Here is an 18,503-nt window from a genome sequence, read left to right as displayed (position 1 = left end):
GTCCGTGAGGCGCCCCGCCCCCGCCTGTGATCAGCGACCGGTTACTGACCGGCGAACTTCTTGCTCACCGAGTCGTACACGCCCTTGGCCACGTCGCCAAGCCGCGGACCGGCCAGCCAGCCCGAGGACACCGGACCGATGGAGGTGTTGGACACCAGCGCCGGCTTCCCGTCCGAGCCCGCCGCGACCCAGCCGCCGCCGGACGAGCCGCCGGTCATGGTGCAGCCGATGCGGTACATCGTCGGGTCGGAGGCATTGATCGACAGCCGCCCCGGCCGGTCCGTGCACTGGTAGAGCAGCTGGCCGTCGAACGGCTTGGCGGCCGGGTAGCCGGTCGCGGTGATGCTGGGAACCTTCGGCACGGCAGGCGCGTTGAAATCGACAGGCAGTGCCGAACCGACCGTCTCCTCCAGTGACTTGCCGTTCCCGCCCTTCTCCGGCGTCACATGGATGACGGCGTAGTCGTACGAGGCGCCGTCGCCGCCCGTCTCTCCGCCCTGCTCGATCCACTGCTGGGAGGTCTGCGCCCACTCACCCCACCACACACCGTACGGAGCGACCTCGTCCCGGGAGGCGTTCTGCAACTGCCCCTCGCTCTTACCGGAGTTGTTGTACGACGGCACGAACGCGATGTTGCGGTACCAGCCGCCGTTCTTGCCGGCGTGCACACAGTGCCCCGCTGTCCATACGAGGTTGGACTTGCCCGGATGGGCCGGGTCCTCCACGACCGTCGCCGAGCAGACCATCGTGCCCTCGGGGGAGTCGAAGAACACCTTGCCGGCCGTCGCCGCGTTGGCGTGGTACGTAGCCGCCACGGCCTTCGCGTCCACCGGCGCCGGCTCCGGGTCGGTCACGCCCTGGTCACCGGAGAGGTCGTTGTCGTCGACGCCCTTGTCCGGATCGTTGGCGTCCCGCATCCGGTCCGGATCCCACAGGCCCTTGATGATCGGGTTGATGAACTCGTCGGCCTCGCGCAGCCAGTCGTCCTTGTCCCAGTTCTTCCAGGCGCCGTGCTTCCAATTGTCGATGTCGATCCCGTGCTCTTTGAGCCGCTTCCTGATGTCGTCCGGGATCTTGATCTTGCCGTCACCGCTGCCCGTGTCGGCCGCGGAGGCGGATGCCTGGCCGCCCGCCTCGTCGTCGCCGGAACCGCATGCGGTGGCAGTGAGGGCCAGGACGGAGGCGAGAGCAACGGCGGTCAGTACGGGGGAGATTCTGCGGCGCCCACCCCTGTCTCGCCGGACGTGGAACGACGGCCGTGTGGATCGCATGGTCTGAACTCCCCCTGAGATGAACGAACTGGGCCTTCCCTGGAACGGCATCACACACTATGCGCTCGCTGTGGGGGACTCCCGACGGAACGGCAACGGTTCCGTCACGGCAAGGATCTTGAAGCAACCCGTAACCCGGTCGGCGGAGCGCGGTTGGTAACGGTGGGGGGTCTGCTGTCCGTGGGCGGTCCCCTGTGCGTGTGTGGGCGGAAGGACGGGGAGCGGTGAGCGGGTCTGCGGGTGGGGGGAGTTCGTCTGGGGGAGCCGTGGGCGAGGAGGCCGACGGGGACTGTGGTGCGGGGTCGACCGTCCGGGAGGCGGCGGGCGGCTTGGCTGTCGGCGAGGTGCGGGGAGGCCTGGCCGCTGGTGAGGCGGTGGGTGGCCAGGCGGCTGGTGAGGCGGCCGGGGTGTCACCGGTCGCGCACGAGGGCATTCTGCGGCGGCAGAAGGCGCGCGAGTCGGCGGCGCGTACCTACGCACGTGCCCTGCCGATCGTCCCGGTGCGGGCGCGCGGACTGACCATCGAGGGCGCCGACGGCCGCCGCTACCTCGACTGCCTCTCCGGCGCCGGAACTCTCGCCCTCGGCCACAACCACCCCGTCGTCCTGGAGGCGATCCGCAAGGTCCTGGACTCCGGCGCCCCTCTGCACGTCCTCGACCTGGCGACACCCGTCAAGGACGCCTTCATCACCGAGCTGTTCCACACTCTGCCGCCCGAACTCGCCGACCACGCGCGCGTGCAGTTCTGCGGACCGGCGGGAACCGACGCGGTGGAGGCCGCGTTGAAACTGGTACGGGCCGCGACGGGACGCACCGGCATCCTCGCCTTCACCGGCGCCTACCACGGCATGACGGCCGGAGCGCTCGCCGCGTCCGGCGACGCCGCCGACATACAGGTCGCCCGCCTGCCCTACCCGCAGGACTACCGCTGCCCCTTCGGCGTCGGCGGCCCGCGCGGCGCCGAACTCGCCGCCCGCTGGACCGAGTCCGTCCTCGACGACCCCAAGTCGGGTGTGCCGCACCCCGCCGGGATGATCCTCGAACCCGTACAGGGAGAGGGCGGAGTGATCCCCGCGCCGGACACCTGGATGCGGCGGATGCGGGAGATCACGGCCGCCCGTTCCATTCCCCTCATCGCCGACGAGGTCCAGACGGGCGTCGGCCGCACCGGCGCCTTCTGGGCCGTGGAGCACAGCGGCATCACCCCGGACGTGATGGTCCTCTCCAAGGCCATCGGCGGCAGCCTCCCGCTGGCCGTGGTGGTCTACCGCGACGACCTCGACGTCTGGGAACCCGGCGCCCACGCGGGCACGTTCCGCGGCAACCAACTCGCCATGGCCGCGGGCACGGCCACCCTCGCCCACGTCCGCGAAAACCGCCTCGCCGAACGAGCGGCGACCCTCGGCTCCCGAATGCTGGCCCAACTCAAGCAGCTGGCGGGGGAGTTGCCGTGCATCGGCGATGTACGGGGACGGGGACTGATGATCGGGATGGAGTTGGTCGACACCGACGCGGAGCCGGCCCCCGCGCCCGCACGAATCGTCGGCGCCGGCTCCCCCAACGGCGAACCGAGCCGGTCGGACGCACCGCCCGCCACCTCCGGCGCCCCTCACCCGGCCGCTCCCGAACTGGCCGCCGCGGTCCAGCGGGAGTGCCTGCGCCGCGGCCTGATCATCGAACTGGGCGGCCGAGACACCAGCGTCGTACGCCTCCTCCCTCCTCTGACGATCACCGACGAACAGGCAACGGCAGTACTCGACCGCCTGGCCGACGCGGTGGAAACGGCGGCCCGCGCCCACACCGGCCGACCACCGGGACGGAGCCGACCGCACGGGCCTGATCTCGGCCCTCGCCAGGATCCGCACCGTGCCGAGTACGTGGCTCAGCGTCACGACTGACACGCACGAAGGCGTACGCCGGGTCGTCCCCGGCCCCCGTATCGCCGCCGCCCGACCGAGCCCCCAGGTTCGTCACCGCACGATCCAGAACCACCCCCGAGGACCACCGTGAACACCAACCCCGCATCCGACAACCCTGCGGACGCCGCCGAGCGAGCCCCCTCCGACGCGCCGCGGTCCGGCCGGACGTCTGCGCTGGAGAGGGTCCCGGATCAGCGCAGGGGGCCAGTGCGGGAGCGGAGCGCGGAGCAGCACATCCCCTTCGGCGTCGAGCACCTGCGCCGTACCGCGCCCGACCTCCTGGCGCACCCGGACCCCCACGTCGCCGCCGAGGCCGCCGCCGTCGAGAACATGCTGCGCTGCTGGGTCCGCGAGACCGGCCTCCGCGCCCCGAGCGACGGAACTCTCCGTATCCCCCTCCCCGCCAGCGGTACAACCCTCCTTGTCCCCGTCCACTACTGGTCCCCAACGGGATGGCACCGCTTCGGCCTCCCGCACCTCGCCAACGCCCCCACACAATCCCCACCGGCTGACGCTGTCACCGTCGCCGCACTCCTGGCACGGGAGACGCTGCCCGGCGTGGACACGGCCGACCGCGCGACCACACCCGCCGCGGAAATGTCCCGCGGCGAAGAGACGGTCGACCGCATTGGCCCGCTCGCCCTCCTTGCTTCAGAACCCCGGCCTGCAACCGACACCCCCTTGCCATCCACGGCATCCACCGACCTGGTCGCCCGCGTCGCCGACTCCCTCCGCCGCACCGTCACCTTCATCCGCGACCGTCGTGAGCACCCCGCCGACGGCCCCGACCTGTTCCTCTCCGCTGAACAAGCACTCCTGCTCGGACACCCGCTGCACCCCACCCCGAAGAGCCGAGAAGGTCTCTCCGACGCCGAAGGGCAGCTGTACTCACCGGAGTTGCGAGGCTCCTTCCCCCTGCACTGGCTGGCTGTCGCCCCCTCCGTCCTCGCCACCGACTCCGCCTGGACCGAACGCGGCCGTCCCGTCCCCGCACCCCGGCTCACCGCACTGCTCGCCGAAGCGGACGACGGCCCGCTCCCGCTCCCCGACGGCTACGCAGCCCTCCCCCTCCATCCCTGGCAGATGCGCGAGATCTGCCGGCGCCCCGAGACCGCGCCCCTCTTCGACGCCGGACTGCTCCGTGACCTCGGTCCCCACGGTTCCCCGTGGCACCCCACCTCCTCGGTACGCACCGTCCACCGAACCGGCGCCCCCGCGATGCTCAAGCTGTCCCTGGGCCTGCGCATCACCAACTCCCGGCGCGAGAACCTCCGCAAGGAACTGCACCGGGGCGTCGAAGTTCACCGCCTGCTGCGCACTGGTCTCTCCCAGCAGTGGCAGGCCGCGCACCCGGGGTTCGACATCGTCCGTGACCCTGCCTGGCTCGCCGTCGACACACCGGACGGCGAACCCGTGCCCGGAGTCGACGTGGTGATCCGCCACAACCCCTTCGGCCCCGAGGACGACGTCTCCTGCATCGCCGGACTCGTCTCCCCCCGACCGCAGGCCCATGCCGGCACCGCGTCGATTTCGGACCGCCGTACCGATGCGACTACGTCGGCCTCGGATCGCTGGACGGAGTCGACCCCGACCCCCGCAGCCCTGCGCTCGCGGCTCGCCATGGTCGTCATTCGCCTCGCCGCCCGGACCGGCCGCCCTTGCGGAGCCGTCGCCGCCGAGTGGTTCCTGCGCTACCTGGAGCACGTCGTCCGACCCGTGCTGTGGCTGGACGCGGAAGCGGGTATCGCCCTGGAGGCCCATCAGCAGAACACGCTGCTTCTGCTGGACGCCGACGGCTGGCCCGTGGGCGGCCGGTACCGAGACAACCAGGGCTACTACTTCCGTGAGTCCCGCCGCACGGAACTCGACGCCCGGCTGCCCGGCATCGGCGAGCACAGCGACACCTTCGTCTCCGACCAGGTCACCGACGAGCGCTTCGCGTACTACCTCGCGATCAACAACGTCCTCGGCCTCATCGGCGCGTTCGGCTCCCAGCGGCTGGCCGACGAACGGCTGCTGCTGGCCGCATTCCGCCGCTTTCTCAGCGACGTCGCCTCCGGCCCCGCCCGCCTGCGCACCTCATTGCCGGCCCACCTGCTCGACTCACCCGTCCTGCGCTGCAAGGCCAACCTGCTGACCCGGCTGCACGGCCTCGACGAACTCGTCGGCCCGGTCGACACCCAGTCCGTCTACGTCACCATCGCCAACCCCCTCCAACTCTGACCATCCCGCCGACCATTGCTCGCCTGCCTTATCCCTGAGCACCAACTTCCTTGGCCTTGAGCACTATTTGTCCCGTCCCTGAGTGCCATCTGCCCCGCCTCTGAACACCGCCCGCTTCATCCCCGAGCACCAACTCCCTCCATTCCTGAGGAACATGCCCCACCCCGTCTTCTGAGAGGAGCGTCGTCGTGCCTTCCACCGACGCCGGCGCAGACCCAGCCGCCGCGCCCGCCCCCAGCACCGACATCGGCGCCGAGACAGGCCTCCGTACCGCCGAGAGCGACACCGGCGAGGGCCCGGACAGCGAGGACACGCTGGACCTGCGTCTGCCCGACGAGTTGATCGCCCTCTTCGCTGAGGAGGCCGAGGACGGCGGTGGCGGCGGGGGCCCGAGCCGGCGTGAAGGCGAGGCTTCGACTGACGCCGAGGCTGTCTCCGATGCCCACGCCGTGTCCGGCACTCACGCCGTCTCCAGCGCGCGATGCCTCCGGCGCCGCAGCCGACGACGGCCTCCTCGACCACGTCTCCGACTGGGGACCCGTCATCACGCCCATCGGCGAGTTCCAGCTCCACCCCGTGCACATCGGCCGGGACCTACCCCTGATCACCCGCTGGATGAACGACCCCGCCGTCGCGGAATTCTGGGAGCTGGCCGGTTCCCAGACCGTGACCGAGGATCACCTGCGGACCCAGCTCGCCGGGGACGGGCGCAGCGTTCCGTGCCTCGGGGTGCTGGAGGGCGCGCCGATGAGCTACTGGGAGATCTACCGGGCGGACCTCGACCCGCTGGCCCGCCACTATCCCGCTCGACCTCATGACACCGGAATCCACCTCCTCATCGGATCTGTCGCCGACCGTGGGCGAGGGCTGGGAAGCACGCTGCTCCGGGCTGTCGCCGACCTCGCGCTCGACAAACGTCCTGCCTGCGCACGCGTCATCGCGGAACCTGACCTTCGCAACACCCCCTCCATCGCCGCCTTTCTGAGCGCCGGCTTCCGGTTCTCCGCCGAGGTCGACCTGCCCGCCAAGCGAGCCGCCCTCATGGTCCGAGACCGATCCCTGCGCGATCTGCTGTGACCCCGTGCCACAACATCATCACTTTTGGTACACCGCCCGCGCCGATCCGGTTCCCACCCCCGCCGATCCGATTTCCGACTCCACGCCGCGACCCCGAATCGACTCAGGTGCCCGTCCCTGAACCGCCCGCAACCGAACCCTGTACCGCCCACAACCGAACCCGAACGACCTTGACCAACCCCACTCACCCCCACCCCGACCAAGGAAAACCCGATCTTGATCCCACCCCTCGCCCCCGCCTTGATCGCCCGTTTGTCAGTGCCGGGTCGTAGGGTGGTCGCCCTATGACGAAGCCCTCACTCCCCGAACTCCTGCACGCTGCCGTTACTGCCGTCGGCGGTACGGAGCGCCCCGGCCAGGTGACCATGGCCGAAGCCGTCGCGGAGGCGATCGACGGCGGTTCTCATCTGCTGGTCCAGGCCGGCACCGGCACCGGTAAGTCGCTCGGCTACCTGGTGCCTGCGCTCGCGCACGGGGAGCGTGTGGTCGTGGCGACCGCCACCCTCGCTCTGCAGCGCCAGCTCGTCGAGCGCGACCTGCCGCGCACGGTCGATGCCCTGCATCCGCTGCTGCGCCGCCGCCCGGAGTTCGCGATGCTCAAGGGGAGATCGAACTACCTGTGCCTGCACCGCCTGCATGAGGGTGTTCCGCAGGACGAGGAGGAGGGCCTCTTCGACCAGTTCGAGGCGGCCGCGCCCACCAGCAAACTGGGCCAGGACCTGCTGCGCCTGCGGGACTGGTCGGACGACACCGAGTCGGGCGACCGCGACGACCTGACCCCCGGCGTCTCCGACCGTGCCTGGGCCCAGGTGTCGGTCTCGTCCCGCGAGTGCCTGGGCGCGTCGAAGTGCGCCTACGGCGCCGAGTGCTTCGCCGAGATGGCCCGCGAGCGCGCCAAGCTGGCCGAGGTCGTCGTCACCAACCACGCGCTGCTCGCGATCGACGCCATCGAGGGCGCCCCGGTCCTGCCGCAGCACGAGGTGCTGATCGTCGACGAGGCGCACGAGCTGGTCTCGCGGGTGACGGGCGTCGCCACCGGCGAGCTCACCCCCGGTCAGGTCAACCGAGCCGTGCGCCGTGCAGCGAAGCTGGTCAACGAGAAGGCCGCCGACCAGCTCCAGACCGCCGCCGAGGGCTTCGAACGGCTCATGGAGCTGGCCCTGCCGGGCCGCCTGGAGGAGATCCCGGAGGACCTCGGCTACGCGCTCATGGCGCTGCGCGACGCCTGCCGTACGGTGATCTCCGCGATCGGCACGACCCGTGACAAGTCCGTCCAGGACGAGGACGCGGTGCGCAAGCAGGCGCTGGCGTCGGTGGAGTCGGTGCACGACGTGGCGGAGCGGGTCACCAACGGGTCCGAGTGGGACGTCGTCTGGTACGAGCGGCACGACCGCTTCGGGGCCTCCCTCAGGGTTGCCCCCATGTCCGTGTCGGGCCTCCTGCGGGAGAAGCTCTTCGCCGACCGCTCGGTCGTCCTGACCTCCGCGACTCTGAAGCTGGGCGGCGACTTCAACGGCGTGGGTGCCTCGCTCGGGCTCGCCCCGGAAGGCACGGAGGGCGAGGACCTCCCGCAGTGGAAGGGCGTCGACGTCGGCTCGCCCTTCGACTACCCCAGGCAGGGCATCCTGTACGTCGCCAAGCACCTCTCGCGCCCCGCGCGCGATGGCGACCGCGCGGACATGCTGGACGAGCTGACGGAGCTGATCCAGGCGGCCGGCGGCCGTACGCTCGGCCTCTTCTCGTCCATGCGGGGCGCGCAGCTGGCTGCCGAGGAACTGCGCACCCGTATCCCGGAGTTCCCGATCCTGCTGCAGGGCGAGGAGACCCTCGGCGAGTTGATCAAGAACTTCGCGGCCGACCCGAAGACCTGTCTGTTCGGCACGCTGTCGCTCTGGCAGGGCGTCGACGTCCCCGGCTCCAGCTGCCAGCTGGTGGTCATGGACAAGATCCCGTTCCCGCGTCCGGACGACCCGCTGATGAGTGCGCGGCAGAAGGCGGTCGAGGACGCGGGGGGCAACGGCTTCATGGCGGTCGCCGCCACACACGCCGCGCTGCTCATGGCCCAGGGCGCCGGCCGCCTCGTAAGGGCGTCGGGGGACCGCGGTGTGGTCGCCGTACTGGATCAGCGGCTGGCGACGGCGCGGTACGGCAGCTATCTGAAGGCGTCGCTGCCGGACTTCTGGTACACGACGGACCGTAACCAGGTGCGGAAGTCGCTCGCGGCGATCGACGCGGCGGCGAAGGCCGCGGAAGCGGCGGCCGCGGTGGAGAGCGCGGGAGCGGCGGAAGCGGAGGCGGAGGCCGAATGATCGGGGGGTTAGCCTGTCGCGGCGCCGCGACAGGCTAACCCCCCGATCGCGGACCACCCGTCAGCGGGGTCCGGACAGCACAGGGCCCCGGAACCGGCGCAGGGGTCCCGGGGCCCGGTCATGGGGCGGTACCCACGAGGAACCGCCCGGCCGCAGCCGTCACACGCGGCGCAGCACCGCCACCACCTTGCCGAGGATCGTCGCGTCGTCGCCCGGGATCGGCTCGTACGCCGCGTTGTGCGGGAGGAGCCAGACGTGGCCGTCCTCGCGCTTGAAGCGCTTGACGGTGGCCTCGCCGTCGAGCATCGCGGCGACGATGTCGCCGTTCTCCGCGACGGGCTGGCGGCGGACGGTGACCCAGTCGCCGTCGCAGATCGCGGCCTCGATCATCGAGTCGCCGACGACCTTCAGGACGAACAGCTCGCCGTCACCGACCAGTTGGCGGGGGAGGGGGAAGACGTCCTCGACCGACTCCTCGGCGAGGATCGGGCCACCGGCGGCGATCCGGCCGACCAGCGGGACGTACGACGCGGCGGGCTTGCCGGCGGTGTCGGTGGGCTGCACGGTGGCGCCCTGGTCGGAGCCGCGCACCTCGTACGCGCGCGGGCGGTGCGGATCGCGGCGCAGGAAGCCCTTGCGCTCCAGTGCCATCAGCTGGTGCGCGACCGAGGAGGTGCTGGACAGGCCGACCGCCTGGCCGATCTCCCGCATCGACGGCGGGTAGCCGCGCCGCTGCACCGAGTCCCGGATGACCTCGATCACCCGGCGCTGCCGGTCGGTCAGCCCGGAACTGTCCGCCCGGATGCCTGGAGGTCGGCCCGGCAGGGAGCGCTTGTGCCCCTCGGGATTCACGGCTTCGTTCATCGCATGCACCGGCTCGAGTCGGCCCTGGGAGCGGTCCTGGGCAGTGATGGTGGCACTGTCTGCGGTGGTGGTCACGTCGGCCCCTCTCGATGGTCTCCCTGCTGGACAACGGTAGTTGCTTTCGAAAGGTTGCGCCAAACACACGTTCGAGTGAAAAACCGTGGATCGCCTGACTTGATCATGTGTCTGGGTGTATGGCTAACGCGGCACCTGGCGGACAAAAGGGTCCATTGTTGTACTCTTCACCGCCGGGATGCTGACCTCGTGGGTTGTCGCCCCAGTCTGCCATCCGGCATCCCGTCAACCGGGAACCGGCCTCCATCTGCGCTGGAGTCGCACGCCCCCTCCTTGCGGCACCCACGGTATCTCCGCATGTGCCGTAACGGTACGGCTGTGCGTGTGCGCGTTCCGTGCGCCCTCGCGGTCACGTGGCACATGCCAATACGCGCGCTACGCACGCGTACGGCGTGTCTCTATGGGTCAATCCCTACATGTAGTGCTTGGATTGCAGTAGCAGCCCAGAAGTTGTGGTCCCCCGGGTCTCCGGACCCCTGGCCATCGCCTATGCTTGGGGCTGCTTCGAGGGGCCCGTGGGGCTCAACGAGGCTATTGAGTCTGCTGTGAGGAGGGTTGGGAGTTCATGCACTGCCCCTTCTGCAGGCACCCCGACAGCCGCGTCGTCGACAGTCGTACGACCGACGACGGCACGTCGATCCGCAGGCGCCGCCAGTGTCCGGACTGCTCCCGTCGTTTCACGACCGTGGAGACGTGTTCGCTCATGGTGGTCAAGCGGTCCGGAGTCACCGAGCCTTTCAGTCGTACCAAGGTCATCAACGGCGTGCGCAAGGCATGCCAGGGACGGCCTGTCACCGAGGACGCACTCGCCCAGCTCGGCCAGCGGGTCGAGGAGGCGGTGCGGGCCACCGGAAGCGCCGAGCTGACCACCCACGACGTGGGGCTGGCCATACTCGGCCCGTTGCAGGAGCTCGACCTCGTCGCGTATCTGCGATTCGCCTCCGTCTACCGGGCGTTCGACTCGCTCGAGGACTTCGAGGCCGCGATCGCGGAACTCAGGGAGGAGACGCGACGCGCCGCCGCGGACGACGAAGACCGCCCGGACGCTGTCGTGGGGAGCCAGGAAGACGACGCAGGGCCCGGAGAGGCCGTTCAGGTCCCCGAGCCCGCGCACGCCGCCGACTGATCGGCGGGCCGGAGACCGGGCGGAGACCCCGGATCCGGCCGGACGGCGGCGATCCGAAGACCTGTTGGGGGCAGCGTGAGGGTGCCTCCGACACAAGACAGAACACCGTGCCTCGGGAACATCGTGGCACTTCAGGGCGTTTTAGCCCGTACAGGGAGGCGGCATGACAGAGACGGCGAGCGGTCCGGCACGGAGTTCCCGCGCCAAGGGCACCAAGGCGGCAGCGAACAAGGGCCTGCGTATCGAGCGCATCCACACCACCCCCGGCGTGCACCCGTACGACGAGGTCCAGTGGGAGCGCCGTGACGTCGTCATGACCAACTGGCGCGACGGCTCGGTCAACTTCGAGCAGCGCGGCGTCGAGTTCCCCGACTTCTGGTCGGTGAACGCGGTCAACATCGTCACCAGCAAGTACTTCCGGGGCGCCGTCGGCACCCCGCAGCGCGAGACCGGCCTCAAGCAGCTGATCGACCGCATCGTGAAGACGTACCGGAAGGCCGGTGAGGACTACAAGTACTTCGCCTCGCCCGCCGACGCCGAGATCTTCGAGCACGAGCTGGCGTACGCCCTCCTGCACCAGATCTTCAGCTTCAACAGCCCCGTCTGGTTCAACGTGGGCACCCCGCAGCCCCAGCAGGTCTCCGCCTGCTTCATCCTTGCCGTCGACGACTCCATGGAGTCGATCCTCGACTGGTACAAGGAAGAGGGCATGATCTTCAAGGGCGGCTCGGGTGCCGGCCTGAACCTCTCCCGGATCCGCTCCTCCAAGGAACTGCTGTCCTCCGGTGGCAACGCCTCCGGTCCGGTCTCCTTCATGCGCGGCGCCGACGCCTCCGCCGGAACCATCAAGTCCGGTGGCGCCACCCGCCGCGCCGCCAAGATGGTCATCCTGGACGTCGACCACCCCGACATCGAGGACTTCATCGAGACCAAGGTGAAGGAGGAGGAGAAGATCCGCGCCCTGCGCGACGCGGGCTTCGACATGGACCTCGGCGGCGAGGACATCACCTCCGTCCAGTACCAGAACGCCAACAACTCGGTGCGTGTGAACGACGAGTTCATGAAGGCGGTCGAGCAGGGCGGCAAGTTCGGTCTGCGCGCGCGGATGACCGGCGAGGTCATCGAAGAGGTCGACGCCAAGGCCCTGTTCCGCAAGATGGCCGAGGCCGCCTGGGCCTGTGCCGACCCGGGCATCCAGTACGACGACACCATCAACCACTGGCACACCTGCCCGGAGTCCGGCCGTATCAACGGCTCGAACCCCTGCAGCGAGTACATGCACCTGGACAACACGTCCTGCAACCTCGCCTCGCTGAACCTGATGAAGTTCCTGAAGGACGACGGCAAGGGCAACCAGTCCTTCGAGGTCGAGCGCTTCGCGAAGGTCGTCGAGCTGGTCATCACCGCGATGGACATCTCCATCTGCTTCGCGGACTTCCCGACCCAGAAGATCGGCGAGAACTCGCGCGCGTTCCGCCAGCTCGGCATCGGCTACGCCAACCTCGGCGCCCTGCTGATGGCGACCGGCCACGCCTACGACTCCGACGGCGGCCGCGCCCTCGCCGGCGCCATCACCTCCCTGATGACGGGTACGTCGTACAGGCGCTCCGCCGAACTCGCCGCGGTCGTCGGCCCGTACGACGGCTACGCGCGCAACGCGAGCGCCCACAACCGCGTCATGAAGCAGCACGCGGACGAGAACACCAAGGCCGTTCGCATGGACGACCTGGACACGCCGATCTGGGCCGCCGCCACCGAGGCCTGGCAGGACGTGATCCGCCTCGGTGAGAAGAACGGTTTCCGTAACGCCCAGGCGTCCGTCATCGCCCCGACCGGCACCATCGGTCTCGCGATGTCCTGCGACACCACCGGCCTCGAGCCCGACCTCGCCCTGGTCAAGTTCAAGAAGCTGGTCGGCGGCGGCTCGATGCAGATCGTCAACGGCACGGTCCCGCAGGCCCTGCGCCGTCTGGGCTACCAGGAGGAGCAGATCGAGGCGATCGTCGCCCACATCGCCGAGCACGGCAATGTCGTCGACGCCCCCGGCCTCAAGCACGAGCACTACGAGGTCTTCGACTGCGCCATGGGCGAGCGTTCCATCTCCGCGATGGGCCACGTCCGCATGATGGCCGCGATCCAGCCGTGGATCTCCGGCGCGCTGTCCAAGACGGTCAACATGCCGGAGTCGGCGACCGTCGAGGAGGTCGAGGAGATCTACTTCGAGGCCTGGAAGATGGGCGTCAAGGCGCTCGCCATCTACCGCGACAACTGCAAGGTCGGCCAGCCCCTCTCCGCCAAGACCAAGGAGAAGGAGAAGGTCGAGGTCACGGAGAAGGCCGAGGCGACCATCCGCGAGGCGGTCGAGAAGGTCATCGAGTACCGCCCGGTCCGCAAGCGTCTCCCCAAGGGCCGCCCCGGCATCACGACGTCCTTCACGGTCGGCGGCGCCGAGGGCTACATGACCGCCAACTCCTACCCGGACGACGGTCTCGGCGAGGTCTTCCTGAAGATGTCCAAGCAGGGCTCCACCCTCGCGGGCATGATGGACGCCTTCTCGATCGCGGTCTCGGTCGGCCTCCAGTACGGCGTGCCGCTGGAGACGTACGTCTCGAAGTTCACCAACATGCGCTTCGAGCCGGCCGGCATGACGGACGACCCGGACGTGCGGATGGCGCAGTCGATCGTCGACTACATCTTCCGCCGCCTGGCGCTGGACTTCCTGCCCTTCGAGACGCGCTCCGCGCTCGGCATCCACTCCGCCGAGGAGCGTCAGCGGCACCTTGAGACCGGCTCGTACGAGCCCTCCGAGGACGAGGTGGACGTCGAGGGCCTCGCCCAGTCGGCGCCGCGCGCCCAGGAGCTGAAGGCCGTCGCCACGCCGCGTGCCGAGGTCGAGGCGGCCAAGCCCGCCCCGAAGCAGGCCCACACCAGCGCCGAGCTGGTGGAGATGCAGCTGGGCATCCAGGCCGACGCCCCGCTGTGCTTCTCCTGCGGTACGAAGATGCAGCGGGCCGGTTCCTGCTACATCTGCGAGGGCTGCGGCTCGACCAGCGGCTGCAGCTGATAGTGGGCTTTATTGCATCGAATGCAACACCCGACAGTTCTGTGTGAGCGCATCTCGATGTAGGTGAGCGGTGAGCCCCGGACCGTTATGGGTCCGGGGCTGCCAGCAGACGTTCCAGTACCGAATCTCGGTGACTGAAACGACGAACGCCCGGTCCTGTAGGGGACCGAGCGTTCGTTGCGACTCGGACGGTATGTCCTTTCGCGGGTAGGACTGCCAATGACATCACTTTCCGGGTCGCGGATCAAAACCGCCCGGGAAGGAGGTGGTGCTTATGTCCAGCAAGAGTGGCAAGAGTGCAGGTCAGGCGAGGAACTCCGCGCAGACCGGTCGGCGTGCCGCGTCGGCAGCGGGCCGGACGCTTTCGAGCCCGAAGGCGACCCCGGCTGAGCGGTCAGCGGCGGCCAGTGCGCTCGCTCAGACGCCCCCGCGCAGCGGAGGCAGGAACGCGGACCAGACCGGTCAGCGTGCTGCGTCGGCTGCAGGCCGGACGCTTTCGAGCCCGAAGGCGACCCCGGCTGAGCGGTCGGCGGCGGCGAGCGCTCTTGCTCAGACGCCCCCGCGCAGCGGGGGCCGCGCGAACACGAAGAAGTGATCAACGCCGCCCTGGGCCTACAACCGGGGCGGCTACCTCCCCTGCTTGACCAAAAGCATCAATGTTGTGTTTGATGCAACACATGAGTCGGGTTGGGGACCTCGCTGGTGCTGCTCATCTCGTGCTCGCGGGCAACGTCGCGTACTTGGACCCCGAGCCCACGGTTTTCGATGCCATGCTGGAGGGCTGGACCTGCCAGCAGCGGACCCGGTTCTTGAAGGATTCCACGATCCGATCGAGGACCGACTTGGTGCGCCGCTTCGCCGGATTCACCAACGAGTACCCATGGCAGTGGCAGCCAGCGGAGGTCGAGGCTTTCATCGGGCATCTGCGTTCAGGGGCCAGGCCCATCGTGGTGTCGACGGCCCGCGGCTATCAGCACACCCTGCGCCTGTTCATGGAGTACATCACCGACGTCCGGTACGGCTGGCCCCAGCAGTGCCACGAACGCTTCGGGCAAGCACCAGTACAGATCCTCCACGAATGGAACACCGTCACCCACGTCGCCGAGTACGAAGGTGATCCGCGGCGTCGGCCACTGACCTACGACGAGGTGCAAGAGCTCTTTGACGCAGCCGACTCGTTGGTCGAGCACATCCGGGCCCGAGGCCGCAAAGGGGCGCTGGCCGCTCAACGAGATGCAATCGTTCTGAAGACGATCTATGCGTTTGGCCTGCGGCGCCGGGAGGCGTGGGGGCTGGACTTAGCCGATCTGCGGCACAACCCGAAGGCTCGCCATTTCGGCCACTTCGGCGCGCTATTCGTGCGTTGGGGCAAGTCCGCCAACGGCAGTCCGCCCAAGCGACGTACGGTATTGACGGTGCCAGAGATGGACTGGGTCGTGCCTGTGCTGGAGCAGTGGGTCGACGAGATCCGCCCAGCCTTCGGACCGCGCCAGCATCCAGGGTTGTGGGTGACTGAACGGGCTGGGCGCCTGTCGGTCCGCGCAATCAATGCGGCGTTCGAGGCCGCCCGGAGTGAAGCCGGCCTGTCGGAGGATCTCGACCTGCACTGCTTGCGCCACTCGTACATTACGCACCTGATCGAGTTCGACTACCCGGAGCGGTTCGTGCAGGACCAGGTCGGACATGCATACGCCTCCACGACGGCGATCTACACCGGCGTGTCGGACGAGTACCGCAACCGGCTGCTCCGGCGGTCGCTGGAACGCGACCGGGACTTGTGGGAGAAACAGTCGTGATCAAGAAGATGGGAATCCGCTGGAATCTGCGGAAGCTGATGGCGGACCGTGAACTGTTCCAGACCACTGACCTGGTGCCCCTGCTGGCTGAGCGCGGCGTCCATTTGTCTCGGGAGCAGGTGTTTCGCCTGGTCACCCAGCCACCGCAACGGCTGTCCATGGACACCCTCGCTGCCCTTTGCGACATCCTCGGGTGCACCCCGAACGATCTCATCGACGTCGAGGTCGTCAACGAGCAGGTCCGCAAGACTGCCGGAGGTGAGAAGCCCCCGCCCCCCGCAGTGCGGCGCTCGACGATCCGTCGGCCGGAGGGTCTGTGACCCGGAGGACTGAGGTATCGGCCGACATCCTGCAACTGCTCCGCACCGCATTGCCTGACGCGGATGCCGAAGCACTCGCGGACTGCCTCAGCAACCTTCGCTTGCGTCCAACCGCCGCCAGCGATCTGATTTCCTACCTGCAGGAAAATCCGGATGCGTTGACTTCCGGGCGCTCCGACGGCCCAGCTGCCCGGCTCAAGCTGCTCGATGCTCTGGCATCAGGCCACCCGGGCGTCCAGCGCGCCAAGTGCGCCCATTGTTCTCGCGTTAGACCGTTAAGTCACAAGGTCGAGGACGGGAGAATCTGCGTCACCTGCTACAACCGCCAGCATGCACTCCCTTGCGGTCGTTGCGGCGAATTACGCCAGGTGGCACTCCGCGACGCGGACAACCGTCCTGTGTGTTCGAAATGCAAGCGCCGCGATCAATCTTATTGGGAGGAATGCGGAGTCTGTGGCAAGGCTGCACCAGTAGCCGGTAGGCGCGATGGGAGCGCGCTCTGCCAGAACTGCATGCCCAAGCCGACTCACACATGCTCGTCCTGTGGTCGCGACCGGCCCGCCCACAGCCACACCGACCAGGGTCCTCTCTGCGGCCGGTGTTACCACGCATCCAGAGCCGCCGAATGCGACGCCTGTGGTCGGCTCACCGTGAACCGTCGCCGTGACTGGCCATCAGGAAACTTGGTCTGCGAACGATGCTGGAACCCACCCATTCTCACTTGTGTCGACTGCGGCCAACAGCGGCCATGCAGCCGCGGCCGCACAACGGGCGAACCCCGCTGCAGCAGCTGCCGCTCTCGGCGACGCCCCCGCCGAGAGTGCACCATCTGTGGCAATGTGCGTGTGATCCACTCGCGACTGCCTCTCGGCGATGTCTGCGGAGCTTGCCATACGAAGATCCGCCGCAACCCCGCTCCCTGCGCCCGATGCGGCGAAATCCGTCCGCTTATCGGCATCGATTCCACTGACGGGAGAACCTGCGGCCCGTGTGCTGGCGATGCTCGAAAGTGGAACTGCGCCCTCTGCGGTCGCTTTGATGCCTTGTTCGCCGACGGTCGGTGCCCGCGATGTGTCGCATTCCAGCGCGTCCAAGAGCTACTTTCCGGACCAGGCGGAAACATTCGTTCCCAGTTACGCCCCTTGCTGCAGATGCTGGACTACGAGACAGACCCCTACCAGATCCTCATCTGGCTCTACCGCTCCGACTGGGGAGACCTCCTCGGTCAACTCGCCAAAGAGCATGAGGAGATCACGCATGACCTCCTCGACGGATTTCCTTCTCATCAGCGGCACGTCCAGTATTTGCGCAGAGTCCTGGTCGCTGCCGGCATCCTGCAAGAGCGCGATGAGTACCTCGACGGACTTCCATCGTGGCTTGACACGCTGCTCGCAGCGCAGCCCGCGCACGTCACGAAGATCCTTCGTCCCTACGCGTCATGGTCGGTGCTTCGGCGAGCCCGAGGACGGAGCCGAGGACGCGCCTCTACACCCAGCGTTCGAAAATACGCCCGATCACGCATTCTGATCGCGAGCCGCTTCCTGACGTGGCTGGACGAACAGAGCCTCACTCTCGCGACGGTGACCCAACCCCAGCTTGATGCGTGGCTCGCAGGAGGAACCGCCACCCACTACAGGATCAGAGACTTCCTCCGCTGGGCGCACAGTCGCCAACTTGCCGGAGAACTCACCGTTCCCTGGCTCGGACGCAGGGAAGATCCGAATCACATCCTCGACAACCACGAGCGATGGCGGCTCCTACGGCGTTGCTTTCACGACGAGACCATGCCGCTTCACCTGCGGGTTGCTGGCGCCCTCGTGCTCCTCTACGGCCAGGTTCCCCAGCACATTGTCACGCTTACGCGCTCACACATATCAGTAGCCGATGACCGCACCTATCTCACGCTTGGCCAGCACCCAGTTCTCACGCCACCGCCGCTCGCTGAACTGTTGCAGCAACTCGCCGTTGCGGCTCCCACTGGCCGTCGCCCCATCCTCAAAGACCCCAGACAGTTCGAGGAGCTGCTGTTCCCTGGGTCTCGTCCTCAAGCCGCCATGGAGCACGGCCGGCTCACGCAACAACTCAACGCAGTGGGGATCCAGATCCGCCCTGCACGCAACGGCGCCCTCTGCTCCCTGGCAGCCGACCTCCCGGCCCCGGTGATGGCCGATCTGCTTGGCCTCCACATCAACACGGCCGTCCGATGGTCCAGGCTCGTAAAGCGGGACTGGGCCTCCTACCTCGCAGCTCGGGCGGAGCAGGAATAGCGCACCCCTCGAATACGTGCACTCCACCAGTATCAGGGGCACCCGCTTGAGGTGAACTAGCTGGTCAGGGCGGTGGAGCCGATCTCGCGGCTCCACCGCCCTGACGCGCGTGACGCTTGGCTGTTGCGTTTGATGCAACCCGCCGCCGAGTCAAGGGCTTGTCGCGGCGATTGCTGTCGTGGCATGCTCCGA

Annotated in this window: 11 protein-coding genes; 9 read left to right on the top strand and 2 right to left on the bottom strand. The window is 68.4% G+C overall.

The genetic code is table 11. The features are described from left to right. Positions 1-41 precede the first annotated feature (41 nt). On the bottom strand, positions 42-1,271 hold the full coding sequence (locus tag ABZ848_RS30590) for a hypothetical protein (protein WP_360837097.1): 1,230 nt from the start codon (positions 1,269-1,271) through the stop codon (positions 42-44). Positions 1,272-1,645: 374 nt separating this feature from the next. On the opposite strand from ABZ848_RS30590, the gene ABZ848_RS30585 reads away from it, so the two are divergent. The 4 genes from ABZ848_RS30585 (at position 1,646) to ABZ848_RS30570 (ending at position 8,799) form a co-directional block, all read left to right on the top strand. Continuing rightward, positions 1,646-3,169, top strand: coding sequence for a diaminobutyrate--2-oxoglutarate transaminase family protein (locus ABZ848_RS30585; RefSeq protein WP_360837190.1), 1,524 nt, complete (start codon positions 1,646-1,648; stop codon positions 3,167-3,169). Positions 3,170-3,424: 255 nt separating this feature from the next. Next, entirely contained in the window at positions 3,425-5,413 is a 1,989-nt protein-coding gene (locus tag ABZ848_RS30580) for an IucA/IucC family protein (RefSeq protein ID WP_360837189.1), read from the top strand. A gap of 438 nt (positions 5,414-5,851) precedes the next feature. Then, positions 5,852-6,490, top strand: coding sequence for a GNAT family N-acetyltransferase (locus ABZ848_RS30575; RefSeq protein WP_360837095.1), 639 nt, complete (start codon positions 5,852-5,854; stop codon positions 6,488-6,490). 284 nt (positions 6,491-6,774) lie between these two features. Beyond that, positions 6,775-8,799: an ATP-dependent DNA helicase gene (locus ABZ848_RS30570; RefSeq protein WP_360837093.1), complete on the top strand. Its 2,025-nt coding sequence runs from the start codon at positions 6,775-6,777 to the stop codon at positions 8,797-8,799. A 159-nt stretch (positions 8,800-8,958) separates the two neighbouring features. On the opposite strand, the gene lexA is transcribed toward ABZ848_RS30570, so the two are convergent. Beyond that, complete coding sequence (lexA, locus tag ABZ848_RS30565) at positions 8,959-9,738, bottom strand: transcriptional repressor LexA (RefSeq protein ID WP_242764938.1); 780 nt, start codon at positions 9,736-9,738, stop codon at positions 8,959-8,961. Positions 9,739-10,303: 565 nt separating this feature from the next. On the opposite strand from lexA, the gene nrdR reads away from it, so the two are divergent. From nrdR to ABZ848_RS30540, 5 genes are all read left to right on the top strand, one after another. Beyond that, the gene (nrdR, locus tag ABZ848_RS30560; protein ID WP_360837091.1) at positions 10,304-10,864 is read left to right on the top strand and encodes a transcriptional regulator NrdR; all 561 of its coding nucleotides are present in this window, start codon (positions 10,304-10,306) and stop codon (positions 10,862-10,864) included. 163 nt (positions 10,865-11,027) lie between these two features. Next, positions 11,028-13,928 (top strand): vitamin B12-dependent ribonucleotide reductase, encoded by a 2,901-nt coding sequence (locus ABZ848_RS30555; protein WP_360837089.1) that lies wholly within the window; start codon positions 11,028-11,030, stop codon positions 13,926-13,928. A 677-nt stretch (positions 13,929-14,605) separates the two neighbouring features. After that, the gene (locus ABZ848_RS30550; RefSeq protein ID WP_360837188.1) at positions 14,606-15,724 is read left to right on the top strand and encodes a tyrosine-type recombinase/integrase; all 1,119 of its coding nucleotides are present in this window, start codon (positions 14,606-14,608) and stop codon (positions 15,722-15,724) included. Then, on the top strand, positions 15,721-16,044 hold the full coding sequence (locus ABZ848_RS30545) for a helix-turn-helix transcriptional regulator (RefSeq protein WP_360837087.1): 324 nt from the start codon (positions 15,721-15,723) through the stop codon (positions 16,042-16,044). The genes ABZ848_RS30550 and ABZ848_RS30545 overlap by 4 nt, the downstream gene beginning before the upstream one ends. A 1,151-nt stretch (positions 16,045-17,195) precedes the next feature. Beyond that, entirely contained in the window at positions 17,196-18,311 is a 1,116-nt protein-coding gene (locus tag ABZ848_RS30540; protein ID WP_360837086.1) for a hypothetical protein, read from the top strand. Positions 18,312-18,503: the final 192 nt, after the last annotated feature.

This window comes from Streptomyces sp. NPDC047081, from assembly GCF_040643775.1.
Classification (GTDB): Bacteria; Actinomycetota; Actinomycetes; order Streptomycetales; family Streptomycetaceae; genus Streptomyces.
The sequence above is the reverse complement of the archived record's forward strand: the minus strand, read 5'-3'. Positions and strand labels throughout refer to the sequence as shown.

Coding starts and splice junctions, on each gene's coding strand:
- ABZ848_RS30555 (WP_360837089.1), top strand. CDS start 11,028: ATGACAGAGACGGCGAGCGGTCCGGCACGGAGTTCCCGCGCCAAGGGC.
- ABZ848_RS30575 (WP_360837095.1), top strand. CDS start 5,852: ATGCCCACGCCGTGTCCGGCACTCACGCCGTCTCCAGCGCGCGATGCC.
- ABZ848_RS30540 (WP_360837086.1), top strand. CDS start 17,196: ATGCTGGACTACGAGACAGACCCCTACCAGATCCTCATCTGGCTCTAC.
- ABZ848_RS30590 (WP_360837097.1), bottom strand. CDS start 1,271: ATGCGATCCACACGGCCGTCGTTCCACGTCCGGCGAGACAGGGGTGGG.
- ABZ848_RS30550 (WP_360837188.1), top strand. CDS start 14,606: ATGAGTCGGGTTGGGGACCTCGCTGGTGCTGCTCATCTCGTGCTCGCG.
- nrdR (WP_360837091.1), top strand. CDS start 10,304: ATGCACTGCCCCTTCTGCAGGCACCCCGACAGCCGCGTCGTCGACAGT.
- ABZ848_RS30570 (WP_360837093.1), top strand. CDS start 6,775: ATGACGAAGCCCTCACTCCCCGAACTCCTGCACGCTGCCGTTACTGCC.